This window comes from Pantoea sp. DY-17, from assembly GCF_019795975.1.
GTDB classification, from domain to species: Bacteria; Pseudomonadota; Gammaproteobacteria; order Enterobacterales; family Enterobacteriaceae; genus Pantoea; species Pantoea leporis.
Map to the genome: position 1 here is coordinate 102,926 of NZ_JAIMIG010000002.1, position 23,407 is coordinate 126,332.

General features: G+C 54.7%; 28 protein-coding genes. 17 read left to right on the forward strand and 11 right to left on the reverse strand.

What is annotated here, in order from left to right; genetic code table 11:
- Window positions 1–53: 53 nt before the first annotated feature.
- A complete protein-coding gene (gene blaPSZ / locus K5Y33_RS10915) occupies window positions 54–1,187 on the forward strand; it encodes a PSZ family class C beta-lactamase (RefSeq protein WP_222234326.1) in 1,134 nt (377 codons plus the stop codon).
- A 65-nt stretch (window positions 1,188–1,252) separates the two neighbouring features.
- Window positions 1,253–1,393: a hypothetical protein gene (locus K5Y33_RS10920; protein ID WP_167391175.1), complete on the forward strand. Its 141-nt coding sequence runs from the start codon at window positions 1,253–1,255 to the stop codon at window positions 1,391–1,393.
- Here K5Y33_RS10920 and K5Y33_RS10925 read toward each other — a convergent pair.
- The 3 genes from K5Y33_RS10925 to K5Y33_RS10935 are packed head-to-tail and all read right to left on the reverse strand — an operon-like array spanning window position 1,380 to window position 4,037.
- Entirely contained in the window at window positions 1,380–2,492 is a 1,113-nt protein-coding gene (locus tag K5Y33_RS10925) for an MFS transporter (RefSeq protein ID WP_222233929.1), read from the reverse strand. The genes K5Y33_RS10920 and K5Y33_RS10925 overlap by 14 nt on opposite strands.
- Entirely contained in the window at window positions 2,489–3,031 is a 543-nt protein-coding gene (locus K5Y33_RS10930; RefSeq protein ID WP_222233930.1) for a TetR/AcrR family transcriptional regulator, read from the reverse strand. Before K5Y33_RS10930 ends, K5Y33_RS10925 begins: the two co-directional genes overlap by 4 nt.
- Window positions 3,032–3,089: 58 nt before the next feature.
- Window positions 3,090–4,037 carry a MurR/RpiR family transcriptional regulator gene (locus K5Y33_RS10935; RefSeq protein WP_222233931.1) on the reverse strand — a complete coding sequence of 316 codons (948 nt, stop codon included), beginning with the start codon at window positions 4,035–4,037 and terminating at the stop codon, window positions 3,090–3,092.
- Window positions 4,038–4,328: 291 nt separating this feature from the next.
- Here K5Y33_RS10935 and K5Y33_RS10940 point away from each other — a divergent pair, with 291 nt between their 5' ends.
- The 13 genes from K5Y33_RS10940 to K5Y33_RS11000 all read left to right on the forward strand — a co-directional run bounded on the left by K5Y33_RS10940 (window position 4,329) and on the right by K5Y33_RS11000 (window position 15,822).
- Entirely contained in the window at window positions 4,329–4,634 is a 306-nt protein-coding gene (locus tag K5Y33_RS10940; RefSeq protein WP_255610296.1) for a PTS sugar transporter subunit IIB, read from the forward strand.
- A gap of 59 nt (window positions 4,635–4,693) precedes the next feature.
- Entirely contained in the window at window positions 4,694–5,035 is a 342-nt protein-coding gene (locus K5Y33_RS10945) for a PTS lactose/cellobiose transporter subunit IIA (RefSeq protein ID WP_101761518.1), read from the forward strand.
- Window positions 5,028–6,341 (forward strand): 6-phospho-beta-glucosidase, encoded by a 1,314-nt coding sequence (locus K5Y33_RS10950; protein ID WP_222233932.1) that lies wholly within the window; start codon window positions 5,028–5,030, stop codon window positions 6,339–6,341. Before K5Y33_RS10945 ends, K5Y33_RS10950 begins: the two co-directional genes overlap by 8 nt.
- Window positions 6,342–6,372: 31 nt before the next feature.
- The gene (gene celB / locus K5Y33_RS10955; RefSeq protein ID WP_192234851.1) at window positions 6,373–7,725 is read left to right on the forward strand and encodes a PTS cellobiose transporter subunit IIC; all 1,353 of its coding nucleotides are present in this window, start codon (window positions 6,373–6,375) and stop codon (window positions 7,723–7,725) included.
- A gap of 442 nt (window positions 7,726–8,167) precedes the next feature.
- Window positions 8,168–8,428, forward strand: a complete 261-nt coding sequence (locus tag K5Y33_RS10960) for a biofilm/acid-resistance regulator YmgB/AriR (protein WP_101761515.1) — start codon at window positions 8,168–8,170, stop codon at window positions 8,426–8,428.
- Window positions 8,429–8,586: 158 nt separating this feature from the next.
- The gene (locus tag K5Y33_RS10965) at window positions 8,587–8,928 is read left to right on the forward strand and encodes a hypothetical protein (RefSeq protein ID WP_222233933.1); all 342 of its coding nucleotides are present in this window, start codon (window positions 8,587–8,589) and stop codon (window positions 8,926–8,928) included.
- Window positions 8,929–9,137: 209 nt separating this feature from the next.
- Entirely contained in the window at window positions 9,138–9,602 is a 465-nt protein-coding gene (locus K5Y33_RS10970; protein WP_192234855.1) for a nucleoside deaminase, read from the forward strand.
- Between the two features lie 214 nt (window positions 9,603–9,816).
- Window positions 9,817–10,527 (forward strand): FadR/GntR family transcriptional regulator, encoded by a 711-nt coding sequence (locus K5Y33_RS10975; protein ID WP_222233934.1) that lies wholly within the window; start codon window positions 9,817–9,819, stop codon window positions 10,525–10,527.
- A complete protein-coding gene (locus K5Y33_RS10980) occupies window positions 10,514–11,680 on the forward strand; it encodes a PLP-dependent transferase (protein WP_222233935.1) in 1,167 nt (388 codons plus the stop codon). The genes K5Y33_RS10975 and K5Y33_RS10980 overlap by 14 nt, the downstream gene beginning before the upstream one ends.
- 20 nt (window positions 11,681–11,700) lie before the next feature.
- A complete protein-coding gene (locus tag K5Y33_RS10985) occupies window positions 11,701–12,972 on the forward strand; it encodes a sugar ABC transporter substrate-binding protein (RefSeq protein ID WP_222183326.1) in 1,272 nt (423 codons plus the stop codon).
- A 24-nt stretch (window positions 12,973–12,996) separates the two neighbouring features.
- Window positions 12,997–13,917: a carbohydrate ABC transporter permease gene (locus K5Y33_RS10990; protein WP_192234862.1), complete on the forward strand. Its 921-nt coding sequence runs from the start codon at window positions 12,997–12,999 to the stop codon at window positions 13,915–13,917.
- Between the two features lie 9 nt (window positions 13,918–13,926).
- Window positions 13,927–14,751, forward strand: a complete 825-nt coding sequence (locus tag K5Y33_RS10995; protein WP_110866890.1) for a carbohydrate ABC transporter permease — start codon at window positions 13,927–13,929, stop codon at window positions 14,749–14,751.
- A gap of 3 nt (window positions 14,752–14,754) precedes the next feature.
- Window positions 14,755–15,822, forward strand: a complete 1,068-nt coding sequence (locus tag K5Y33_RS11000; protein ID WP_222233936.1) for an ABC transporter ATP-binding protein — start codon at window positions 14,755–14,757, stop codon at window positions 15,820–15,822.
- 41 nt (window positions 15,823–15,863) lie between these two features.
- On the opposite strand, the gene K5Y33_RS11005 is transcribed toward K5Y33_RS11000, so the two are convergent.
- Both K5Y33_RS11005 and K5Y33_RS11010 read right to left on the reverse strand, forming a co-directional pair.
- Entirely contained in the window at window positions 15,864–16,085 is a 222-nt protein-coding gene (locus K5Y33_RS11005) for a hypothetical protein (protein WP_101761506.1), read from the reverse strand.
- 255 nt (window positions 16,086–16,340) lie between these two features.
- On the reverse strand, window positions 16,341–16,517 hold the full coding sequence (locus K5Y33_RS11010; protein ID WP_158238597.1) for a hypothetical protein: 177 nt from the start codon (window positions 16,515–16,517) through the stop codon (window positions 16,341–16,343).
- A 398-nt stretch (window positions 16,518–16,915) separates the two neighbouring features.
- Between K5Y33_RS11010 and K5Y33_RS11015 the strand changes: the two genes are divergently transcribed.
- On the forward strand, window positions 16,916–17,188 hold the full coding sequence (locus K5Y33_RS11015; RefSeq protein ID WP_110866893.1) for a hypothetical protein: 273 nt from the start codon (window positions 16,916–16,918) through the stop codon (window positions 17,186–17,188).
- Here K5Y33_RS11015 and K5Y33_RS11020 read toward each other — a convergent pair whose 3' ends face one another.
- Window positions 17,189–17,395, reverse strand: coding sequence for a hypothetical protein (locus K5Y33_RS11020; RefSeq protein ID WP_101761503.1), 207 nt, complete (start codon window positions 17,393–17,395; stop codon window positions 17,189–17,191).
- A gap of 81 nt (window positions 17,396–17,476) precedes the next feature.
- Window positions 17,477–17,959: a MarR family winged helix-turn-helix transcriptional regulator gene (locus K5Y33_RS11025; RefSeq protein ID WP_101761502.1), complete on the reverse strand. Its 483-nt coding sequence runs from the start codon at window positions 17,957–17,959 to the stop codon at window positions 17,477–17,479.
- Between the two features lie 183 nt (window positions 17,960–18,142).
- Between K5Y33_RS11025 and K5Y33_RS11030 the strand changes: the two genes are divergently transcribed.
- Window positions 18,143–18,718 carry an NTP transferase domain-containing protein gene (locus K5Y33_RS11030; RefSeq protein WP_222233937.1) on the forward strand — a complete coding sequence of 192 codons (576 nt, stop codon included), beginning with the start codon at window positions 18,143–18,145 and terminating at the stop codon, window positions 18,716–18,718.
- Here K5Y33_RS11030 and K5Y33_RS11035 read toward each other — a convergent pair.
- Genes K5Y33_RS11035 through paoA form a run of 4 tightly spaced genes read right to left on the reverse strand, consistent with a single transcriptional unit; the run spans window position 18,705 to window position 23,343 of the window.
- Entirely contained in the window at window positions 18,705–19,628 is a 924-nt protein-coding gene (locus K5Y33_RS11035) for an XdhC family protein (protein ID WP_222233938.1), read from the reverse strand. The two genes, K5Y33_RS11030 and K5Y33_RS11035, sit on opposite strands and share 14 nt — an antisense overlap.
- Before the next feature lie 17 nt (window positions 19,629–19,645).
- Window positions 19,646–21,844, reverse strand: coding sequence for an aldehyde oxidoreductase molybdenum-binding subunit PaoC (gene paoC, locus K5Y33_RS11040; protein WP_222233939.1), 2,199 nt, complete (start codon window positions 21,842–21,844; stop codon window positions 19,646–19,648).
- Window positions 21,845–21,847: 3 nt separating this feature from the next.
- Window positions 21,848–22,798: a xanthine dehydrogenase family protein subunit M gene (locus tag K5Y33_RS11045; protein ID WP_222213025.1), complete on the reverse strand. Its 951-nt coding sequence runs from the start codon at window positions 22,796–22,798 to the stop codon at window positions 21,848–21,850.
- Window positions 22,795–23,343 (reverse strand): aldehyde dehydrogenase iron-sulfur subunit PaoA, encoded by a 549-nt coding sequence (gene paoA / locus K5Y33_RS11050; RefSeq protein WP_110866898.1) that lies wholly within the window; start codon window positions 23,341–23,343, stop codon window positions 22,795–22,797. The genes K5Y33_RS11045 and paoA overlap by 4 nt, the downstream gene beginning before the upstream one ends.
- Window positions 23,344–23,407: the final 64 nt, after the last annotated feature.

The following is a 23,407-nucleotide window of genomic DNA, read 5'->3' on the forward strand; positions in this document are numbered from 1 at the left end:
AATTGGTCAAACTCCCTGCGGAACAACAACCCGGAAGGTTAACTACAGTGAAATTGATTTCTCAAACATTGATAGCTACAGCGCTGACCTCGGCGTGCTCCATGGCGTTCGCCGCGAAGGCGGATGTGCAGGCAACCATTGATCAGGCGATCAAACCGCTAATGCAGCAGCAATCAATTCCCGGCATGGCGGTGGCGGTGGTGGTTAAAGGCCAGCCTCACTATTTCACCTGGGGCATGGCGGATGTCAAACAGCAGCGCCCGGTCACCCAAGACACGCTGTTTGAGCTGGGTTCGGTGAGTAAAACCTTCACCGGCGTGCTGAGTGGCGTTGCGGTGAATAAAGGCGAGATCGCGCTGAGCGATGCTGCCAGCAAATATTGGCCGGCACTGAACACGCCGCAGTGGCGCGACATCACGCTGCTGCAGCTGGCGACTTACACCGCTGGCGGTTTGCCGCTGCAGGTGCCCGATGCCGTGACCGACGAAAAGGCGCTGGCGAACTTCTATCAACAATGGCAACCACAATGGACGCCGGGCAACACGCGTCAATATGCCAACAGCAGCATCGGCTTATTTGGCTGGCTGGCGACGAAACCCAGCGGGCTGACTTTTGAACAGGCAATGCAGCAGCGCGTATTCACGCCATTGCAGCTCAAGCACACCTTTATCACCGTGCCTGACGCCGCGAAAAATGCTTACGCATGGGGCTACCGCGAAGGCAAACCGGTGCGCGTGTCGCCGGGCATGCTGGATGCTGAAGCCTATGGCGTGAAGTCGTCGATTAAAGATATGGCGCGCTGGATGCAGGCCAATATGGATCCGCAGCAGGTTAACGATAAGCCGCTGCAGCAGGCGCTGGATTTCGCGCAAACGCGTTTCTATCGCACCGATGCGCTCTATCAAGGTTTGGGGTGGGAGATGCTGGATTGGCCCGCTCAGGCGGAGATGGCGGCGAAGGGCGCGGATAACAAAGTGGCGCTTGGGCCGCAGCCGGTGCGGGATGCCGAATCACATCCGCGTGTCAGCGCGTCGTGGGTGCATAAGACCGGCGCAACCGGTGGCTTCGGTGCTTATGTCGCCTTCATCCCGGAGAAACAGGTTGGCATTGTGATATTGGCGAACAAAAATTATCCCAATACCGAGCGGGTTAAAGCCGCGATGCAGATTCTGAAAGCGTTGCAGTAAGCTTATGGGGCGAACGCCTCGCCCCATCAACTACACTTAATGGGTGATCAACAAAGGAGCTTCAGATGAGCAATCACCCTAAAGATAAACGCGACGTGAATGATGAAAAGCATCCTGCCAAGGACAATCCCAGCGAACACGGTGAGATCCCCAGAACGCGCGATGACAGTGAAGACGACAAAAAAGATCCGTTTAACGACGAATAACAAACATCATTAGCAACGGCAGCGCGGCAAACAGCGTTAATGCGGTTGGCGCGCCTGCCAGCATAAAGAGTTGTCCAAACAGCAGCGATCCCATCACCTGACCCGCCGCCAACATAAAGAACAAGATGCCTACGCCGACGGCGGGGGCATTACTGCTTGCTTGTGCGCCCCACACCAGCAACACGCCCGAGAGCGTAACATACGCCGCGCCACCTAACGCCACGGCGGGAAACAGCCAGGCTGAATAGTGATGGCTGCACGCCAGTAGCAATAAGGGCACGGCAAGGCAGCATTGCGACAGCCAATAAACCCGCTTTATCCCCATCCATTTCGCCATCGGGCCGGTGAGCGCGCCGATAATGCCTGCTGCGCCAGCGATGAGCCACAACAGGCTAACCATGCGGTCGCTGACGTGAATGTGATGCAGCAGATCCGGGCCGAAGCTCCACCAAGCCGCGCTGGCGACGCCGCTGAACAGTGCAATGAAGATAAGGCGCTGCAGCGAACGCTGCCGCAGGTGGCTTAACCAGGATTCACGTTGAGCGTTTTCACGGTGATTGGGTAGTTGACGCCAAATCGGCACCAGGCAGATCATCGCCAGCGCGGCAAAAACCGTACAGGCGATGCGCCAGCCGCCGGGCAGCCAGTACAAAATTGGCACTGACAACATAATGCCCATGCTGGTTCCGGCATTGATAACCGTGTTCATCTGCGGCTGTTGCTCAGCCTCAATACGCTGGCTGACGGCGCTCGCTAACGCAGGCGAGGCGAGACCGGCGCTCATACCGGCGATAAACAATCCCACGCCGAGCATCCACGGCGATACCGCGCTCGCGATGATCAACAAACCCAACGCGGCACACAGCGCGGCAACCGCAGCAGGAAATCGCGGCCCGGCGCGGGCGGTCATCATCGGCGCGATCAACACCGCCACACAGTAAGCGGCAAAGCTACAGGCCGAAAGCACGCCAGAAACGCGCCGGGTAAAGGGGATGTCGTGCATCACCTCGGGCATCATCAAGCCCCAGGCGAAACGCGCCATACCGTAGGTCACCGCGATAAGTGCAAATCCGGTGATGCCGAGCGCCGTACCCTTCATGTCTGTTCACTGAACGCGATAAGCTGCAGCGCGGCGTTTTTACCGGCTTCGCACGCCTGCGCCGCGCCGATGATCAGCGCGGAAGTCAGCACACCTTCAAACAGCAGCCAAACCGCATCCGCTAGCGCGACATGCTGCTTGCCGAGCGCCTGCTGAATGGCGCGTGCAATGTAATCGCGCATCTTGTGGCGGTAAGCCAGCGCCTGTTCGGCTAACGCGACATCTTCTCCGGCGTATTCGCCCCATGCCTTGAGAAACAAGCAGCCATTGTTGCCGTATTGCTGCATCCAGTCGGCCATCGCATCGAACATATGGCTGACCGCTTGCGGATGGTCCGGCGATTGCAACGCGGCGAAGAAACGAGCTTGTCGCGCCTCCAGCACCGCGGCCGTTAGCGCTTCACGCGAGGGGAAATAGCGATACAAGGTGCGCGTCGAGACATTCGCCTCGCTGCAAATGCGATCGGTGCTGATGGCGTGAAAGCCGTTGAGATAGAACAGCCGCTCAGCGGCATTGATGATATCGAGTTTCTTTTTCATCCTCTAAAAGTAAACCGATCGTTTTACTTTTGCAAATCTAAGGATGTTGGAGATTTACTTAGAGAACAGTTAGTGCTGACTCCAGCCGATCCAGCGCAAACAAAATGCCGTAACGGCGCGCGTGTTGCGCTTCCGGCAGCGGCAACCAGATATCGGCCTGATTGGCGAGATCTAATGTCTTCGCACAAAGCGCAATCACCGGCGTTTTTTGAATGTGCGCATGGTGTACTGCGCTAAGCACGTGGCTGTTAACGGTATCAGGCGCGAGAATCATCAACAGATCGTCCGGTTGCAAACGGCTCAGCGTCATGCTCAGCAGGTTGTCATCCTGAATCCACGCGCTGGCCAGTCCGGCGTTTTGCAGGCGCTGATGGACGTCCGCCACCAGCGTAGTCTGCAGCCCCGATGCGCCAATCAGCAGTACGCTTCGGGCTTTACGCAACATCTCTGCGGCACGTTGCCAGGTCGCCGCTTCCGCTTGACCATATTGCTGGGTTAACGCTTGAGTAATAGCCTCAATCGGCGCAATCGCGTGAGGGGGTTGTCTCTGTGGCGCGCGCGCCAGTCGCATACGCAAATCACGGATATCTTCGCAACCCAGCGAACGCGCAAAGCGGGTGATGGTGGCGGCGCTGACTTCTGCGCGGCCGGCAAGTTGCTCGATGGTGGCGGAAGCGGCAAAAGCAGTGTCGCTGAGAATCGCTTCGGCAACACGTTTCTCCTGCTGACTCAGCGACGATTGCCTCTGGCGGATGACATCGATAAATTCAACATCCTGCTGCTGACCGGCTTTCCGCACCTGATGGAGAAAATCATCAAGATCCTGACAGCCCGCCGAAGTGGCAAAGCGTCTTAGCACATCCGGACTCACACCAGCCTGTGTAGCCAGACTCTCCATGGTGACGTGTACATTGGCGTGCAGGTTCGCCAGAATAAAACGCGCCAGCCTCGATTCCTGCGCATCCGCGCGCTCCGACTGCTGCCGTAATTGCCAGACAATATCCATCAGCTCATCACATCCTCAGTTGCGAAGGTCCATCATGCATGAAATTATTTTTCATGTTGAGTTTTTTTTCAGCGTATTGCGGGGTCTTAGCGCCGCTTGGCGGGCTTTTCACTGTTAAATTATGGTTAAGATCACACTCGTGAAAAATATTTTCATTAATATTTTAATCGTATCCATCTGACTTGTATCAATAAATTATCCATCCATCAGAAAATCCTCTGCCCACAGCCACTTTACAGCGTCTCTGAGACAGGTCTTAAATGGCCGGAACAAATCACAGGAGAAGAAATTATGCGCATCGTACTTTGCTGTGCTGCAGGCATGTCAACCAGCATGCTGGTGAGCAAAATGCAGCACGCCGCTGCAGGTCGCGGTCTGGAAATTGACATTAAAGCCGTGCCGGTGGCGGAATTCGAACGCATTCTGCCGGATGCCGATGTGGTTCTGCTTGGCCCGCAGGTGCAGTTCGAAGCAGCCCGTCTTAGCGCTATTGCCGCGCCGCAAGGCAAATCTGTCGCCGTCATCGACATGATGGATTACGGCATGATGCGTGGCGAACAGGTGCTCGATAAAGCGCTGGCCTTACACGACTCCTAAACGTCCTTTTTAACCCATCCAACTGACATTACACGGCGTTGTGCTGTGGGGGATTCTGCATGTCTGAAATCGTGGCTATCGAGTTTGAAGAGGAAATTATGCTGTTGCTGGTGCAGGCCGGCGCAGCCCGCAGCGCGGCCATCAGCGCGCTGCGACTGGCGCGAGAAGGGCGCTTCAGCGAGGCGCAGCAACAGCTGGCGGCAGCAGGTGAAAGCATCAGCGCTGCGCACCAGCAGCAGACCGCGCTGATTGGTCTGGATGAAGGCAGCGGTAAGTTGCCGGTCACGCTGATTCTGGTGCACGCCCAGGATCATCTGATGAACGCCATGCTGATTCAGGATCTGGCTGGCGAAATCATTGAACTCTATCGCCGCACAGCGGCAGGAGGCACAGATGCTTAAGATCGCAATTATTGGTGGTGGCAGCAGCTATTCACCGGAGCTGGTGGAAGGGATCATCAATCGCTATGTGCAGCTGCCGGTGACGGAACTGGCGCTGGTGGATATCGAGCAAGGGCGCGAAAAGGTTAATGTCATCGCCGATCTTACTCGTCGCATGCTGCAGCAAAACGGGCTGGCGCAGGTAAAAGTGAGCGTCCATTTTGAGCTGGATGACGCGATTCGCGGTGCTCGTTTTGTTCTGACGCAGCTGCGTGTGGGATTGCTGGCCGCGCGCGCGGCGGATGAGCGCCTCGGGCTGAAATATGGTCGGCTCGGCCAGGAAACCACGGGCGTTGGCGGCTTTGCCAAAGCGTTGCGCACCATTCCGGTGATGCTCAAGGTAGCGCGCAAAGTCGAGGCGCTGGCACCGGACGCCTTCATCATCAACTTCACTAATCCGGCGGGGATTGTGACGGAGGCGGTGTCGCGCTACAGCAAGGCGAAAATCATCGGGCTGTGCAATGTGCCGGTGAATATGCATCACATGATTGCCGGCATGCTCGATGCGCCCTGGGATGACGTGCAGCTGCGCTTCGCCGGGCTCAACCATCTGGTGTGGGTGCATCAGGTGACCTGTCGCGGCGAGGATGTGACCGCGCAGGTGATCGAGCAACTGTGCGACGGCCAATCGCTCACCATGAACAACATCAAAGATATGCCGTGGTCGCCGCAGTTCCTGCGCGCGCTCAAGGCGATTCCGTGCCCGTATCACCGTTATTACTGGCAAACGCCGCAGATGCTGGCCGAAGAGCAAGAGAAAGCGCAAAACGGTCATGAAGGCACGCGCGCGGAGCAGGTGATGAAAGTGGAAGCGGAACTGTTCGTGCTGTATGCCGACCCGCATCTGGCGCACAAACCCGAGCAGCTGAGTTTCCGCGGCGGCGCGTATTACTCCGAAGTGGCGGTTGAGCTGATCAGCGCAATTCACAATAACAGTGGCAAAAATCTGGTGGTGAACTGTCGCAACAATGGCGCGATTCATGGCCTGCCGGATGACGCGGTGGTGGAGGTGAACTGTCTGGTTGATGCGCAAGGCGCGCATCCGCTGGCGTTTGGTGAGTTGCCGCCGCTGATGAATGGCCTGACGCAGCAGATCAAAGCGTTTGAACGCCTGACTATCGAAGCCGCAGTGCATGGCGATCGTGAGCAAGCGCTGCTGGCGCTGCTCGGCAATCCGTTAGTCGGTGATGTCGCGACCGCCGAAGCTTTGCTTGACGAAGTGCTGACCTTAAACAAGCCGTGGCTGCCGCAGTTCGCCACGCCATAATCCGTTGCGCCACTGAGCCAGAGGAACACCTATGTCTAACCGTACTTTTATAGACCGTTATGTCTTGCCCGTCGCACTGAAAATCGCCGGTCAGAAGCATGTGCTCTCCGTGCGCGACGGCATCATTCTCAACATGCCGTTTATGCTGATTGGCAGCTTCTTCCTGATCTTTGCCTATCTGCCGATTCCGGCGTGGGGCCATTTAATGGCGGATCTGTTTGGCGAGACGTGGCGCAACAAACTGCTTTATCCGGTGCGCGCGACCTACGACATCATGGCGCTGATCTCCAGCTTCGGCATCGCTTACCGCCTGGCGGAGAAGTATCGCACGCTTGATCCGCTCACCAGCGGCGCGATGGCGTTAGTGGCATTTGTGATGACCATTCCGCAGCAGACGCTGTTTGCCCCGGTGGAGGGCGCGCCGACGCAGTTGGTCACCGGCGTGTTGCCGATTTCACTGATTGGCAGCCAGGGTTTGTTTGTGGCTATCGTGGTTGCGCTGCTATCGACCGAGATTTACCGCTTAGTGCACAACCGTAATCTGGTGATCAAGATGCCGGAGGGCGTGCCGCCTGCGGTGGCGAAATCCTTCCTCGCGCTGGTACCCGGTTTTTGTGTGCTGGCGGTGGTGTTGGTGATTCGTCTGGCGGTGGAAGCATCGCCGTTCGGCGATATCAATAACCTGATCGCTACTGTAATTGGTTTGCCGATGCATCACGTGGGTGGCACCTTGCCCGGCATGATTTTCTCGGTGCTGCTGATTGGGATTCTCTGGACGCTCGGGCTGCACGGTGATGCGATTGTGCTGGTGTTTATTCAGCCGGTTTGGCTGTCGAATATGAGTGAAAACCTCGAGGCGTTTCAGCACAACCAACCCATCCCGCACATCTTTACCCAGCAGTTTTATGATTTGTGGATTGCACCGGGCGGAACCGGCGCGCTACTGGGATTGGTGATTTTCATGCTGATTCGTTCACGCAGTCGCCAGATGAAGCAGCTCGGTAAAATTGCCGCACCGGCGGCGCTATTTAACATCAGTGAGCCATTAGTGTTCGGTATTCCGCTGGTGATGAACCCGTATCTGTTCCTGCCCTTTATCCTGACACCGGTGGTGCTGGTGATTGTGTCGTGGGCGGCGATGAGCACCGGTTTGGTGGCGCCTCCGGCGGGGATTGCGCTGCCGTTTACCACACCGATTTTCGTCAGCGGCTATCTGGCCACCGGCGGGCATATTTCCGGCACCGTTTTGCAGGTGGTGAATCTGACAATTTCGCTGGTGATTTACTATCCGTTCTTCCGGGTCTGGGATCGTCTGAAGTTCCGCGAGGAAGAGGCCAGCCTGCAGCAAGCAAAAGTGGTGAGCGGCGAAGCGGTAACGCCTTAGACACCGGGGCAGAAGCGCATCAATGTGCGCTTCTGCAATCTATAATCCGATAAACAACAATGCGCATTAATCACCTAACAGGACTAATTTACAATTCTCTTTGGACTCTAACTATCACTCAACTGACTGTTATCGCTGATTTTATTCCAATTGCTTAAAATAACAGCGGTTTTATTAAAAGAAAATTCTGTACTCTTATTCCGTGTTTGTATATTTTTGTGATCAAGTGGTGACATAACTTCTTTCACCCCGAAACCCACGCTACTCAATGTAAACGTCAGCAGGCTCTCTTGATAGACATTTTCTCTAAAATTAACAACATTCCCCTTTTATTAAATTCAATCAGCTTAACGAGATCATTTGCGATCTCATTTTTCAGACTATTCCATTAATTTTTTATTACTCCATAAAGTGCTGGCACTAACGTCGCCAGGGGAAACGCATGCAAAAAATGAATATCAGTACCGATTTTATCGCCTATTTCAATTGTGGTTCTGTAAAGCTGAAATCTGAGGCCGAAATATTGGGCTCAATTATCACCGCTATCATAAAAGACAAAAAAACTGTTACCAATAAGAGCATTATTGCCTATCTGCTGGCAGAGCTTGAGAGCACCAATGATGTGATTTTCCAGGATTGCCTGCGGAATACGCTGCAAATCGTGGTAGGAAAGACGCCGGATGATGACGGCTTTTTCAGTTAAGATAATCTCCCATAATTAAGAACATGGGTTTTAAAGCGATTCAATTTTAAAAGTTCAGGATTTATCTGACAGTATCAGGCCATGAGAATGGCGTTATAATTACTGGCCCGACCAGAATAATCTGGCATACAGATAAATCCAACAATAAGTGATATTTTATGAATTACAGCAATTTTTCAGCAAAAGTGAGTTTCTGGCCAAATATGCATTTCACCGCAATTGAAATTGTACAGTGCGGCGATCTCTACGAAATATATGCGACGGACATTTCCCGTCTCGCTAAAAGTAAGCTTTTTGTCGGGCGCACCCATGATAAAAATCTGGCGGATTCCTACGCGAAACAGTTCGAAGAGTGGTTACCTAAAGTTAATCGTGAAATGAAACTGCGTGACATTGCGCCGTTAACAGGAAATATGCCGCCGCAGGTTTTTTGTAGAAAACGGGATCTTGAAATTTTGCCGAGCCAGGCAGAATTTTTGCGTAACCCTCATCAATGGTAGTCCTCAGTAATTAGTCTTAAAATGCGAGCTTGCGATTAAGATTATTACTCTTCTAAAGGCGGTGCTGCCCATCACCGCCATCAGAAATAAACTTTTACTCATTCAACGGTTAAATCGTATACGTTTAGCCTGCTCATCGCTTTCGCATTATACAAAACTGAACCAGGCTCAAAATGTCATGGTTAATTATGTATACAAGCGAGGAACGAATGGATTTTGTACAACGCACGATTGATTTAGCAATGAAAAACGTTGAAGAGGGCGGTCGACCATTTGCAACAGTCATTGTTCGCGATGGCAAGGTAATCGCTGAGAGCGCAAACCAGGTCGCACAGACGAATGATCCCACGGCTCACGCTGAAATACTGGCCATCCGCGAAGCCTGCCGTCAATCAGGCAGCGAAAACCTCACAGACTGCGACATTTACATTCTTGCCAGCCCTTGTCCAATGTGTCTGGGTGCACTCTATTATTGCAGTCCAAAGCAGGTGATATACATCACCAAACGCGAAGAATACTCGACGTATTACCGTGACGATCGTAAATACTTTGAACTGGACACCTTTTACGCTGAATACAGCAAGCCAATTGAACAACGTCGCTTGCCGATGCAATATCAGCCTCGACCGCAGGCGCTCGACGTCTATAAACGCTGGCAGGTTTTAAATAAATAAAAGCGTGTCAGTTGCTCGCGGCTAAATCCCTCCCAAGATGATCAACACCCTTGCCACGTACCCAACTGGTGCAAATCCCCTCAATTTGCACCAGCAAAACTCATAATGTCCACTTATAACCCCGCACAAAATTCATTTAATTCAGCGCATTAATAATCTGGCACGCGCGTTGCTATTCGATTGGTAGAGATGTTGGACCAATTAGGGCATTGCCATGCAGATACCGGCTGAGCTTCATCCTATTTCCACGCCGCGCAGCGATACGCTGATTCTCGATGCGCTAACGCGCTATATGGCGCAGTCGGGTGCGCAGCCCGGCAGCCGCTTGCCGCCGGAACGCGTGCTGGCGGAGAAGCTTGGCGTCAGCCGCAATACGGTGCGTGAAGCGCTCAAACGCTGGGAAGCGCTAGGCATTATTTTGCGTAAAAAGGGCAGCGGTACTTTTTTGCAGGCGGAAGTGGGCGTTAACGACAGCTTCTTATCGCTGCGCTTTAAAAACGATTCGGCCAACATGCTACACGCGCTGGAAGTGCGCCGCATTATCGAGTCAGAATCCTGCGCGTTGGCGGCTCAACGTGCCTCGGCTGCCGATCTGATCGAAATCGAGCAACGTCTTAATGAGATGGAAAAAGTGCATCTGGCGATCGGTTCTGCCGGTGCGGAAGACTGGGCATTTCACGCCAGCATCTATCGGGCTGCCGGAAATCCTTTGCTGCTACAAATGCTCAACGGCATTTACGACTCATTTCATGCATTTTTCGAATCACCGCCGGAACAGGCGCTGTTTTCAGACTCTTTCACGCTGCACCGTGAACTCTTCAACGCTATCCGCCAGCGCGATTGCACGGCATCGCGCGCGATCTGCCATCAAATTCTCGATATCACCGAACGCGACATGAAGGATGTAATGAATGCCAAACGATAAGTTGATTCCGCAACAAACGCTGCTCACTCACGATCAACGCCATGAAATGGGCGCGGTCACTACGCCGATTTACCAGTCTTCGCTGTTCACCTTCAGTGATTACGACAGCATGATCGCGCGCTTTCGCGGCGAGAGCGATCAGCCGCTCTATTCGCGCGTCGATAACCCGACGGTAAAAGCGCTGCAGGACAAGATGGCGGCGCTGGAGGGCGGCGAAGCCTGTCTGGCTTTTGGCAGCGGCATGGCGGCGATCAGCAATGCGATTCTCAGCGTGGTGGCGCCGGGTAAAAAAGTGGTGTGCGTTAATCACGTTTATCCCGATACCTATCGCTTTCTGCGTGGCTTCTGCCAGCGCTTTGGCATCGTCACCGAGTTTGTCGATGGCGATGACGAAGCTGCAATTGGTGCGGCCTTATCGGATGCCAGCCTGCTGTATCTGGAAAGTCCCTCAAGCTGGGTGATGAGTGAACAGAATCTGAATCAGCTCGGCGCGATGGCGCGCGAAGCGGGCGTGGTCAGCATGATCGATAACAGCTGGGCTTCACCGATTTTCCAGCAGCCGCTGCTGTGCGGCATCGATATCGTGGTGCACTCGGCGTCGAAATATATCAGCGGCCACAGCGATGTAGTGGCTGGTCTGGTGATCGCCAGCCAGCAGCACATCAACAACATTACGCGTCACATCAGTCCTTACCTCGGCGGCAAACTTTCGGCGCATGAAGCGTCACTGCTGATGCGCGGCCTGCGCACGCTGCCGCTGCGCATGAAACACCATCACCAAAGCGCGCTGACTATTGCTGAGAAACTGGCGAAGCATCCGCTAGTGACCGACGTCTGCCATCCGGGGCTGACACCGCAGTCGTGGTCCACCTTGCGCGGCTACAGCGGTCTGTTTGCCTTTGAAGTGGCGGAGCAGGTGGATATTCCGCAGTTGTGCAACGCGCTGGAGCTGTTCCACATGGGCGTGAGCTGGGGCGGATTTGAGAGTCTGGTGATGCCGGCGATTTCGGTGATCAACCAGGCCAGTGAATTTAACTCGGCGGTGGATTTCGGCGTCTCGCCACGCCTGATCCGCATCTCGGTCGGCCTTGAAGAGACCAACGATTTGTGGGCCGATTTGCAGCAAGCCCTTGCCAGCGCGAATCGCGCGTAATCACTCACTGGAGAAAAGTCATGACGCAACGTTTTGCCGTGAAAGCATTAGTGTTAGCCGTGGGTTTGAGTGCAGCGATGAGCAGCCTCGCCGCCAAGCTTACCGTAGTGGAAGTGATTACCAGCCCGCCGCGCACCGCGCTGCTGCAAAAAATGCTCGATGAGTATAAAACCCAGCATCCCGGCACGGAGATTGAGCTGATTTCTCTGCCGTGGGGCCAGGCGTTTGAAAAGCTCGGCACCATGCTGCAGAGCGGTCAGGTGCCGGATGTGGTGGAGATGCCGGATACCTGGCAAGGATTGTATGCCAGTAACAATATGCTGGAAGACCTCGAGCCGCGCCTGAAAAGCTGGGATGCCACGCCACAGCTCACCGATAAAACGCTGGCCATGGCGCGCGCCGCCAACGGCAAAGCCACCATGGTGCCGTACGGCTTTTATCTGCGCGCGCTGTTCTGGAATAAAAAGCTGTTCCAGCAGGCAGGATTGAGTGAACCGCCCAAAACCATGGAGGAATTCGCCAGCGATGCCCAGCGCATCAGCAAATTGGGGAATGGCATCAGCGGCTACTGCATGCGCGGTGGCGTGGGCGGCACTAACGCCTGGATGATGTTTATGGCGGCGATGAACGGTTCACCGGAGTTCTTCGATAAACAAGGTAACAGCACGCTGACCGAGCCGGGAGCGATGAAAGGCGCGCAGCTGCTGGTGGATATGTATCAAAAGGGCGGCGCCTCGAAAGACAGCGTTAACTGGGGCTTCAATGAGATCGTTTCGGGCTTCTATTCAGGTAAATGCGCAATGCTCGATCAGGATCCCGACGCGCTGATCGCGATTAAAAACAGCATGGCGGCCGATGATTTCGCTGTGGCTCCGATGCCGGTTGGCCCGTCAGGCAAAGCTTTTCCGACCATTGGCTATACCGGCTGGTCGATGTTCAAGCAGGGTAAACAGAAGGATCTCGCCTGGCCGCTGATTACCTTCCTCAGTGACAAAACCAACAACCTCGCATGGTCAAAATTCGTCGGCACGCTGCCGATTTACAAAGGTGCCGAGCAAGACCCGTTTTACCAAACGCCGCAGTTCGCCGGCTGGTTCAAAGAGCTGAACGATCCTAACTATGTGCCACTCACCATGCCAACCCATCTCAAAGGCTGGGGCTATTTCAACTCGGTGATTGTGAAAGAGAGCAGCCAGGAAACCTTGCTGGGTGAGAACGATACCGAAAGCATGGTGAAAGATTGGGCGAACTATCTCAGCAAAGAGCAGAAAGCCTGGCTTGCTACGCAGTAACCTTTAACCACGCGGAGTGTGATTATGATGCTTGATGCTTCTCTGCCCAACAGTCCGGCGCGCCGCCGCCTCCGCTGGAGTCGGCTGGCTGAGCCGTGGTGGTATCTCTCGCCTGGCCTGTTGCTGATCGCTTTGTTCATCTTTGTGCCGATGGCGATCGGCATCTCCTATGCGTTTCAGAGCATTAACCTGCTGAATCCGCTGGAGACCGGTTGGGTCGGCTGGGATAACTTCAGCGAGATGTTTGATGACCGGCGCTTTTTCAAAGCGCTGGGCCACACGCTGAACTGGACGCTCAGCTCGCTGCTGCTGCAGTTCTTTTTCGGTTTGGCGCTGGCGCTGCTGCTCAATCGTGAATTCCGTTTTCGCCGTTGGGTGCAGGCGCTGGTGTTCTTGCCGTGGGCGGTTCCGGCATTTCTCTCTGGCTTGACCTGGTCATGGTTGTTCAATCCGGTCGTCGGGCCGCTGCCGCAGTGGCTGAGCGATTTGGGCGTGCTGAGTGAGCCGTATAACATTCTGTCCGATCCGCAGTTGGCTATGTGGGGACCGGTGATCGCCAACGTCTGGTTTGGCATTCCGTTCTTTGCCATCACGCTGCTGGCGGCGCTGCAGTCGATTCCCAAAGATCTGTACGAAGCGGCCTCGATTGACGGTGCCAGCGGCTGGCAGCAGTTTCGTCGCGTCACGCTGCCGTTTCTGGCACCGATGATCGCCATCACCGTGATGCTGCGCACCATCTGGATCGCCAATTTTGCCGATCTCATTGTGGTGATGACCGATGGCGGTCCGGCGGGATCGACCTCGATTCTCTCCAGCTACATCTTCACCACCGCCTATCGCAAGCTCGACTTTGGCTATGCCTCAGCGATGGCGGTGTTTCTGTTACTGCTGATGACCTGTTATGCGCTGGTGTTGCTGCGCATCCGTCATCAGCTGCTGAAATAGGAGGCGGCGATGCGACTCTTACCGCTGATTGGCCATCGCCTGAGTATTGCGGCGTATCTGCTGTTCGCGCTGTTTCCGCTGTATTGGATCATCAAAATCTCGCTGACGCCGGACCAACTGTTGTTTAGTCAGGGCGTAACGTTATTGCCGAGCGGCGTGACTTTTGGTCATTTCAAAAAAGTGCTGACCGACAGTGATTTCCCGACCTTTTTTACCAACAGCCTGATTGTCTCGTTTAGCACCGCGTTTCTTACCACGCTGATTGCCGCTGCGGCCGGCTATGCCTTTTCGCGCTTCCAGTTCCGCGGCAAAGTGCTAATCGCCGGGCTGCTGCTGTTCACGCAGATGTTTCCGCTGGTGATGATCATCGCGCCGATTTACAAGGTGATGGCGCCGCTGGGCCTGACCAACAGCTTGCTGGGGCTGATTCTGATCTACACCGCGTTTAACGTGCCGTTTGCCACCTTCCTGATGCAATCCTTCTTTGATGCGATTCCCAAAGATCTGGAGGAGTCGGCGATGCTGGAAGGCTGCACGCGTTTTCAGGCGCTGTATCGCGTGCTGGTGCCGCTGACCTTGCCGGGCATGGCGGCCACATTGGGCTTTGTGTTTACCGCAGCGTGGAGCGAGCTGCTGTTCTCGCTGATGCTGATCAACAAAAACGAAGTGATGACCTTCCCGGTTGGGCTGCTCAGCTTCGTGTCGAAGTTTGCCGTTTCCTGGGGCGAGATGATGGCGGCGGTGGTGCTGGCGCTGATCCCGGCCTGTCTGTTCTTCGCCTTTATTCAACGCTATTTGGTTCAGGGACTCACCGCCGGTGCGGTTAAGGGGTAAATCATGGCTGAAATCACGCTCAAACAGATCGACAAGCGCTATGGCAACGTTGAAGTGCTGCGCGATATTAACCTCACCATCAAAGACGGCGAATTCGTGGTACTGGTGGGACCTTCCGGCTGTGGCAAATCGACGCTGCTGCGCACCATCGCCGGACTGGAGCTGGCGACCGGCGGCGATATTCGTATCGGCAACCAGCTGATGAACGATGTGGCACCCAAAGATCGCGATATCTCGATGGTGTTTCAAAGCTACGCGCTCTATCCGCATCTAACTGTGGCGCGCAATATGGGCTTCAGCCTGGAAATTCAGAAGCGTCCGCGCGCGGAAATTGAAGAGAAGGTGAGGCGTGCGGCGGAAATTCTCAGCCTGACGCATTTGCTTGATCGCCGACCCAAAGAGTTATCCGGCGGTCAGCGCCAGCGTGTGGCCATGGGACGCGCCATCGTGCGTCAGCCGCAGGTGTTTCTGTTTGATGAACCGCTGTCGAACCTGGATGCACAGTTGCGCGGTCAGATGCGCGTCGAGATCAAGAAGCTGCACCAGCAGATGAACAACACCATTGTGTACGTGACGCACGATCAGGTTGAAGCCATGACGCTGGCGGATCGCATTGTGGTGCTGAACAACGGTGTGATTCAGCAGGTCGGTACGCCGCTCGAGCTGTATGACACACCGGCGAACAAGTTTGTCGCCAGCTTTATTGGCTCGCCATCAATGAACTTCATCAATGGCATGATGACCACGCAGGGCGTGCGTATTGGCGATAGCGCACAGCTGCCGTTGAATCAGCATTGGTCGCAGCATCAGGCTGGGCGAGCGGTAATTTACGGTATCCGCCCCGAAAACGTGGCGATTGCCGAAGCGGGCGCGATGAATGCGCTGCCGTTAGAAGTGTCGCTGGTGGAGCCGACGGGATTATCCGAGCTGATTCATGGATCGCTGTTGGGGCACGACATTATGCTGTTCACCACGCAACGTTCTGGCGCACAGGCGGGGGATATTCTGCCGGTGACCATTGATGCGGATCGCGCGATGCTGTTTGATGCGGATTCGCAAAAGCGTTTATAACGCGTTTTACAGCTGCCTGTTTGCACAGGCAGCTCAGGGAATTACTTAGACTGCTGCTGTTTGCTGTCCGCTTCTTTCTGCTTTTTGTTCGCCATATGGTGACCAACCGCACAACCCGCTGCTGCACCCGCAACGCCGTGATGCGCCACGTGGCCCGCCACGCCGCCGACAACCGCTCCTTTGATGCAGCCCTTCGCTTCGACCTGAGAAGTGACCGACAGCAGCACGCCCGCAGTTAATACAATCAGAGAAAATTTACGCACTGGATTTATTCCTTATAAAGTTAATAGCGTGTAAATACACGCTTCCAGTGTAGTAAGTGGAATAAATCCTACCGTTATAAACTGTAAACAAAGATATTTTAGCGAAATACCCTAATGCGGTTTAGTGAACGCTTTTTAATCGGCTTATTTAACAATATTAATCATTGATAAAAGTCACAGACTAATGGAATGCGCTAGCGAGTGTTTATCACGCCTGTAGAAGAGAGTGCAGCCTCCTTGCTGCCCGCATTATCGTTAACGTTTCAGTCTGGCCCAATCGACAAACTGGCCATCCTTCATCACCGCCGCTTTTTCCGGAAAATAGTGATAGAAAATGACGGTCAATCCATCGCCTTGCATAACACGCGCAGAGTCGGTGGTGGCTATCTCCGCCATCATCTTGCCGTCGCAGGTGACTTCATGATTCTTCACATTAAAAGTGAATTTTCTGAACTGGTAGATCTTCAATTTAGCTGCATCCTAACCGATAACATTAAAGCAAAGTGAGGTGAGAAAAGCAGGGTTTGCGGCTTTCATACTAATTATTTCCCGTGGTGATTTTTCGCCATGAAAACGTACGCGAGGCCACTAAGACTTTTCTTATCTTTAATCAAGTTGGATGAGCTTGTTTTTATCGGGGAATGTCATCGCGCCGAGGCGATCATTTTTTATGCGGCAGGACTTGCTGATAGCGGTGCTGAATTAGATTGGATTTTACAAAACAATTGTTTTCTCTTAACCTGACTGACGCACGTTGATTTTCTCAAGATAACAACGCCATTGGTTAATAACTCTTAAGCTTGAGTAAATATGACTACACAGAGAATTAAATGACCAGCAGTTATGATGAACAGATGAAGGACCGAATGATTGGTGAGGCGCTGCTTGCTCTTTTAGAAGACCAGGTTGCAGTATCCTCTGCGGCGCTGATAGCCAAACTTGAAGAGATGGCGGAAACAGAAGAGGAAAGCTACAGGCGAGTTGCCTGCCAACGCGCACTGGCGGATGTCAGAAATCATAGCGTCAGGACCAGCACGCAACGCGACGGACAAGATTTCAGTAGTGAGAAGCATGCTAATATCCCGAATCAGAAAAAGCACTGATTACGATGCTAAACACTTTTCCGCAATCTTACTCATCGCGTTGACATAATCCTGCTTAAGCTGAACGGGCGCGGCTTCTTCTTGCTGCTTCAATAGCGCAGTAATGTGATCAAGTTGCAAAGGTTGATCGGATTTAAGCAGGCATGACACGGCGTGACCAATGACAGCATGAATGTCATCCATATTTTCCGCTTTCTCGTCTGACATCACCTTCTCCTTAATCCCTTTGCTAATTAACATTTTTCAGCTTGCTCCAAAGCATTCATAGGAATGTATTATTTCGCGCCCTCAGGGCAGGGCATTGATCAGTTTCTGGCGCAGCGTGGTTACACGTGCAGTGAGATCGGCCAGTTCTTCATAAGGCGTATCCATCACTGACACCATGTCAGCCGGAACGCCGGCCGCCGCGATCTTTAATTCTTGTCCCTGCTCAGTGACGGAGATCAACACTCTGCGCTCATCGCCACCAACATCGCGTTTTCTACTGATAATGCCAGCCTGCTCCAGTCGCTTTAAAAGCTGGCTGAGCGTGCCTGAATCCAGCTGCACGCGCGCGCCCAATTCTGAAACGGTGACATGGTCTTTTTCCCACAGCGCCAGCAGCACCAGATACTGCGGATAGGTCAAACCCAGTGGTTTCAGTCGCGACTGATAAAGTTTGGTCATCGCAAGGGACGCGGAATAGAGCGCGAAGCAGAGAAACTGGTCGACAGTCACCGGCGCTTCACTCTCAGGACCTACACAGCAAACTTCATCGTTTAACTCTTTCATATCACCACTATTTTTAAGGCAGAGTTGCAGTCATTGAGACTGAAAAACGTGAATATATTGACATAAATTAGATTGAAGTCAATCTAATTTGGATTGGCTATTTTTTGTTAATATCTATTGTAAATCATAGGATTAGCTATAATTTCATTAACAATCGATGGTAACGCAAGGTTTAAAACTTCTATGGATTCAGCAACGCCCGGCATTCTCATCCTCGCGGCAGGTAAAGGTTCGCGTTATATCGCCAGCGGCGGCAGCGGCAATAAGTTGCTGGCCAGCATAAACGACGATGCGCCGACGGTAATTGAAACGGTGATTGAACAGGCAAAGCTGAGTGGCTTGCCGGTGGCGCTGGTGACGCGTCCCGACTATCTGGCGGTGCGTCAGCATGCAGTAAAGGCAGGCGTGCAGCTTGTGCTGTGTGAAAGTGGCGGCAGCGGCGAATCCATTGCGGCGGGTGTGGCGATGACCGCTCACTGGAACGGATGGATCATTACGCTGGGAGATATGCCGTGGCTAACGGTGGATCATTATTGGCAAGTAAAAGAGGCGTTAGAAAAGGGCGCGGCGCAGGTGCGTCTTACCTATAAAGGCAAACCCGGCCATCCGGTCGGGTTTGCTGGATGCTACGCTGAGGCGTTACGCAATTTGCAGGGCGATGAAGGTGCCAGAGCGCTGCTGGAACCGCGCTTACTGGTCACCTTTGAAGCGGATGCTGCTGTACAGCGCGATTTCGATGTGGTGGCTAAACCACGTTGAGCCGAGCCGCCGCGACATCCGCGACAATTGATAGCGCTAGCGTGCGCGCATCGCGCGCCTGGGCAAAGATGCCTATCGGCGCTTTGATACGCGCAATCTCTTCCTCACTAAACCCTAGCGACAGCAATTTCTTAATACGCGTTGCATGCGTGCGCCGACTTCCCAATGCTCCGATATAGAAGGGTGCAGAACGCAGCGCTGCCAGAAGCACTGGGAGTTCGCGATCGAGATCGTGATACAGCAAAATCACCGCCGTAAAGGGATCAACGGCCTGCGCCTGCACATCCTCGCCAGAAAGCACCTCGTAACCAGCGGCCTGCGCAATCGACGCCGTCGCCAATGCTTCGACTGAACGTCCATATACCGCCACGCGTGTTTTGGGCAGATAGCCGGTGATAAAGGCATCCTCCTGCCAGCCGGTCATCTCAGTGCAAGCAGCGCTCGCCAGCCGCTGAAACGTCGGCAGATAGCGCAGCGCTGCGGGTTGACGCTTTGCCAGCAAATCCAGCACGTTTCTAAGCGGTTGCGCGTCACGTAGCTGATGGAAAGCCAGCGTGATGCCGCCGCCACAGGGCAGCACAATATCCAGATAAGGCGATCCTTCGCCATATCTCACAAAGCGATCTTTGCCAGTGGCGATAACTTGCAACGCTTCATAAGCCGCCGCCGCTTCCACGCAGCCGCCGGAAACATAGCCGCAATAGCGGCCATCTTCCCGCACCACCATCTGCGCACCCAATGCCCGCGCCGCGCCACCGCGAATCTCAACCAGCGTGACCAGCACGGCAGCGGAATCTGCCTCCATTGCTTCAAGCGCGAAGCGCAGGATGCTTTCACTGTCATCGGTCTGTAAAGCCTGCTGCGGCTTGATCTGCGGATGCAGATCGTCATCAATCAGTAGCTGCTGCAATGCGCTTCTCCTCAGCTTTAGACAAGGGCAGGCAAGCCTTTAAGTAACTTATCCAGCGTCACCGGATAGTCGCGCACGCGTACGCCGGTGGCGTTGTAAATGGCATTGACGATTGCTGCGCTGACGCCGCACAAGCCCAGTTCACCCACGCCCTTTGCTTTCATCGGTGAGGAGATGGGATCGGTGTCATCAAGGAAGATCACCTCCTGCTGCGGGATATCGGCGTGAACCGGCACTTCGTAGCCCGCCATATCATGGTTGACGAAATAACCGAGGCGTTCATCGACGAACAGCTCCTCCATCAACGCGCCGCCAAGTCCCATCGTCATGGCACCAATCACCTGACTGCGCGCCGTTTTGGGATTGAGAATGCGTCCGGCGGCACAAACCGCCAGCATGCGCCGCACGCGCACTTCACCGGTAGCGACGTCCACGCCGACTTCAATGAAGTGTCCGGCGAAAGTGGATTGCTGATATTGCTCGTCAAGATCGCCAAACTCAATGGTGTCTTCCACGGTGATAGTCGCTTCAGCGGCGGCCTGGGCGAGCGGCACGCTCTGGTTTCCGTCATGCACCTGACCGTCGCTGAAGGTAGCGCGTTGCGCATCAAAGCCCAGTTTGCTGGCGACCGCTTCACGCAATTTCACGCAGGCGGCGTAAACGCCGGATGTTGAGGTGTTCGCGCCCCATTGGCCGCCGGAACCGGCAGAAACCGGGAAGTCTGAATCGCCTAAATGAACCGCCACACGCTCGATCGGCACGCCCATCATCTCCGCCGCCGTTTGCGCGAGGATGGTGTAGCTGCCGGTGCCGATGTCGGTCATGTCGGTTTCAACGGTGATGATGCCGTTATTGTCCAGATGCACACGCGCACCGGAAGGCGCCACCATGTTGTTACGAAAACCGGCCGCAACACCCATGCCGACCAGCCAGCGTCCCTCTTTGACCATTGCCGGTTTGGCGTTGCGTCGTGACCAGCCAAAGCGCTCGGCGCCGGTATTCAGGCACTCAACCAGCTGGCGGCGTGAGAAAGGGCGCTCGGGTTTGGCCGGATCGACCTGCGTGTCATTGAGGATGCGGAAGGCGATCGGATCAATGCCCACTTTTTCCGCTATTTCATCAATGGCAATTTCAAGCGCCATGAGTCCAGGCGCTTCACCCGGTGCGCGCATGGCGTTACCTTCGGGCAGATCCAGCGTCGCCAGTCGTAATCCGGTAAAGCGGTTAGCACCGGCGTAAAGCAGTTCCGTTTGCTGCACGGCAGTTTCAGGTGTGCCACCCGGCAGGTTCCCCGACCAGCTTTCATGCGCGATGGCCTGAATCTTGCCGGCTTTATCGGTGCCGATGCGGATGTGCTGAATGGTGGCCGGTCGATGTGTGGTGTTATTGGTGATTAATGGCCGCGGCAGCATCACTTTGACCGGACGCTTTACCGCGCGCGCACCCAACGCCGCTAACACCGCATCGCTGCGCAGGAACAGCTTGCCGCCAAAGCCGCCGCCAATATAAGGCGACACGATGCGGATCTTCTCCATCGGCATGTTGAGCGTGGCGGCCAGATCGGTGCGGCACCAGTCGATCATCTGATTCGAGGTCCAGACGGTGAGTTTATCGCCTTGCCATGTCGCCATCGAGGCGTGCGGTTCCATCGCGGTGTGGCTTTGGTCAGGCGTAGTGTAGTGCGCATCCAGCTTGACGTCAGCTGCAGCAAACGCACCGGCGAAATCACCCACGGACTTATCTGGCGTATCTTCGGGCGCGGAGGTAACGCCCGGCTTTTGCTGCGCGAGATCATAAGCGCCGCGCTCACGCTGATAATCCACCTTCACTAAACTGGCCGCAGCACGCGCCTGCTCAAACGTCTCCGCGACGACCAGTGCGACGGCCTGGTGATAGTGTTCGATGGTGTCGCCGGCCAACAGGCGAGCGGTATTTTTATCGCCTTTGCCCAGTTTTCCCGCGTTGATAGCCGTCACCACCGCTAACACGCCCGGCGCATTTTGCGCTGCCTGCACATCAATGGCAGTGATTTTTCCTTTGGCGATCGGCGCGCCGACCACATAGCCGTACGCCGCATCGGGCGCTTCGTGATGCCATTCGTACGCGTAATGCGCCAGGCCGGAGGTTTTCAGCGGTCCGTCGATACGATTGAGTGGCTGACCAACTACCTTGAGCTGATCAATTGGGTTATTGCCTGCGGATTTTTCGAATTTCATCAGTTATCCCCTCGCTTCTGCCAATACGGAAGCGAGCGTTCGCTGCGCCAGAATGATCTTGAACTCGTTTTCAGCGGTAGGTTGCGCCGTGGCGAACAACCGATCGCTCACTGCCTGCGCGCCCTGAATCAGCGCATTATCCGCCTCTTCCAACCGCCACGGCTGATGTGCCACGCCACCGAGCGCCACGCGACCGGATTTATCCGGCTGAATGATGGCGGCAACAGAGACCAGCGCAAAAGCGTAGGACGCGCGGTCGCGCACCTTGCGGTAAATGTGTGTGCCGCCCAGCGGGGCCGGCAGTGAAACGGCCACAATCAGCTCGCCAGGAGTGAGCACGGTTTCCAGATGCGGCGTATTGCCAGGCGCACGATAAAATTCAGCAATCGGGATTTTGCGCTCTCGCCCATCCGGGCTGACCGTTTCGATAACCGCATCCAGCAAACGCATCGCCACCGCCATATCGCTCGGATGGGTGGCGATACAGGCCTGGCTGGTTCCGACCACCGCATGCTGGCGACTGAAGCCATCCAGCGCCGCGCAGCCGCTGCCGGGTAAACGTTTGTTGCACGGTTGGTTGGTGTCATAGAAGTAGGGGCAACGCGTGCGCTGCAGCAGATTCCCAGCGGTTGTCGCCTGATTACGTAACTGGCCGGAAGCGCCAGCCACTAACGCGCGCGACAGCACGCCATAATCACGGCGAATACGCGCATCGGCCGCCAGATCGGTGTTACGCACCAATGCGCCGATGCGTAATCCGCCATCGGCTGTGGCCTCGATTTTGTCCAGCTCAAGACCATTCACATCAATAAGATGCGCGGGCGTCTCAATCTCCAGCTTCATCAGATCGAGCAGATTGGTGCCGCCGGCGATGAATTTGGCATTAGTATGTTGCTGAGCGCTGGTAGCGGCTTCAGCCGGGGTTTTGACCCGCTGGTAAGTGAAGGCTTTCATGATTCCAGGCCCTCCGCGTACTCTTCAATCGCCGCAAGAATGTTGGAATAGGCACCGCAGCGGCAGATATTGCCACTCATGCGCTCACGAATTTCATCCGCAGTCACGTTGGGCGCGGAAACCAGATCGTGGGTGACGTGGCTGGGAATGCCCGCTTTGATCTCTTCCAGCACAGCCATCGATGAACATATTTGCCCAGGCGTGCAGTAGCCGCACTGGTAACCATCATGTTTGATGAACGCCGCCTGCAAGGGATGCAGCTCATCCGGATTTCCTAAACCTTCAATGGTGGTGATTTCTGCATCCTGCTGCATTACCGCTAAGGTCAGGCACGCGTTGATGCGACGTCCGTTGACCATCACCGTACAGGCACCACATTGGCCGTGATCGCAGCCTTTTTTGGTGCCGGTCAAATGCAGGTGCTCACGCAATGCGTCCAGCAGCGTGGTGCGGGTATCAACGTTTAATTGCTGCTGTATACCGTTGACTTTGAAGCTGATCGGCACCATTGACGGCACAGGTGTTGTTAAGTGTTGGCTGCTCATGCCAAACCTCCAGTAAAAGGGTTAAATGTTGGGGTACAACTTATTTTTGTATGGTTTTAGAAGG

Bases quoted from the DNA above. Each gene is read 5' to 3' on its own strand.
- celB (WP_192234851.1), top strand. From the start codon at position 6,373: ATGTCTAACCGTACTTTTATAGACCGTTATGTCTTGCCCGTCGCACTG.
- K5Y33_RS11030 (WP_222233937.1), top strand. From the start codon at position 18,143: ATGGATTCAGCAACGCCCGGCATTCTCATCCTCGCGGCAGGTAAAGGT.
- K5Y33_RS10950 (WP_222233932.1), top strand. From the start codon at position 5,028: ATGCTTAAGATCGCAATTATTGGTGGTGGCAGCAGCTATTCACCGGAG.
- K5Y33_RS10980 (WP_222233935.1), top strand. From the start codon at position 10,514: ATGCCAAACGATAAGTTGATTCCGCAACAAACGCTGCTCACTCACGAT.
- K5Y33_RS10990 (WP_192234862.1), top strand. From the start codon at position 12,997: ATGATGCTTGATGCTTCTCTGCCCAACAGTCCGGCGCGCCGCCGCCTC.
- K5Y33_RS10940 (WP_255610296.1), top strand. From the start codon at position 4,329: ATGCGCATCGTACTTTGCTGTGCTGCAGGCATGTCAACCAGCATGCTG.
- K5Y33_RS10930 (WP_222233930.1), bottom strand. From the start codon at position 3,031: ATGAAAAAGAAACTCGATATCATCAATGCCGCTGAGCGGCTGTTCTAT.
- K5Y33_RS11045 (WP_222213025.1), bottom strand. From the start codon at position 22,798: ATGAAAGCCTTCACTTACCAGCGGGTCAAAACCCCGGCTGAAGCCGCT.
- K5Y33_RS11015 (WP_110866893.1), top strand. From the start codon at position 16,916: ATGACCAGCAGTTATGATGAACAGATGAAGGACCGAATGATTGGTGAG.
- K5Y33_RS10985 (WP_222183326.1), top strand. From the start codon at position 11,701: ATGACGCAACGTTTTGCCGTGAAAGCATTAGTGTTAGCCGTGGGTTTG.
- paoA (WP_110866898.1), bottom strand. From the start codon at position 23,343: ATGAGCAGCCAACACTTAACAACACCTGTGCCGTCAATGGTGCCGATC.
- K5Y33_RS10960 (WP_101761515.1), top strand. From the start codon at position 8,168: ATGCAAAAAATGAATATCAGTACCGATTTTATCGCCTATTTCAATTGT.
- K5Y33_RS10975 (WP_222233934.1), top strand. From the start codon at position 9,817: ATGCAGATACCGGCTGAGCTTCATCCTATTTCCACGCCGCGCAGCGAT.
- K5Y33_RS10965 (WP_222233933.1), top strand. From the start codon at position 8,587: ATGAATTACAGCAATTTTTCAGCAAAAGTGAGTTTCTGGCCAAATATG.
- K5Y33_RS10945 (WP_101761518.1), top strand. From the start codon at position 4,694: ATGTCTGAAATCGTGGCTATCGAGTTTGAAGAGGAAATTATGCTGTTG.
- K5Y33_RS10920 (WP_167391175.1), top strand. From the start codon at position 1,253: ATGAGCAATCACCCTAAAGATAAACGCGACGTGAATGATGAAAAGCAT.
- K5Y33_RS11000 (WP_222233936.1), top strand. From the start codon at position 14,755: ATGGCTGAAATCACGCTCAAACAGATCGACAAGCGCTATGGCAACGTT.
- K5Y33_RS10995 (WP_110866890.1), top strand. From the start codon at position 13,927: ATGCGACTCTTACCGCTGATTGGCCATCGCCTGAGTATTGCGGCGTAT.
- K5Y33_RS11025 (WP_101761502.1), bottom strand. From the start codon at position 17,959: ATGAAAGAGTTAAACGATGAAGTTTGCTGTGTAGGTCCTGAGAGTGAA.
- paoC (WP_222233939.1), bottom strand. From the start codon at position 21,844: ATGAAATTCGAAAAATCCGCAGGCAATAACCCAATTGATCAGCTCAAG.
- K5Y33_RS11020 (WP_101761503.1), bottom strand. From the start codon at position 17,395: ATGTCAGACGAGAAAGCGGAAAATATGGATGACATTCATGCTGTCATT.
- K5Y33_RS10925 (WP_222233929.1), bottom strand. From the start codon at position 2,492: ATGAAGGGTACGGCGCTCGGCATCACCGGATTTGCACTTATCGCGGTG.
- K5Y33_RS10970 (WP_192234855.1), top strand. From the start codon at position 9,138: ATGGATTTTGTACAACGCACGATTGATTTAGCAATGAAAAACGTTGAA.
- K5Y33_RS10935 (WP_222233931.1), bottom strand. From the start codon at position 4,037: ATGGATATTGTCTGGCAATTACGGCAGCAGTCGGAGCGCGCGGATGCG.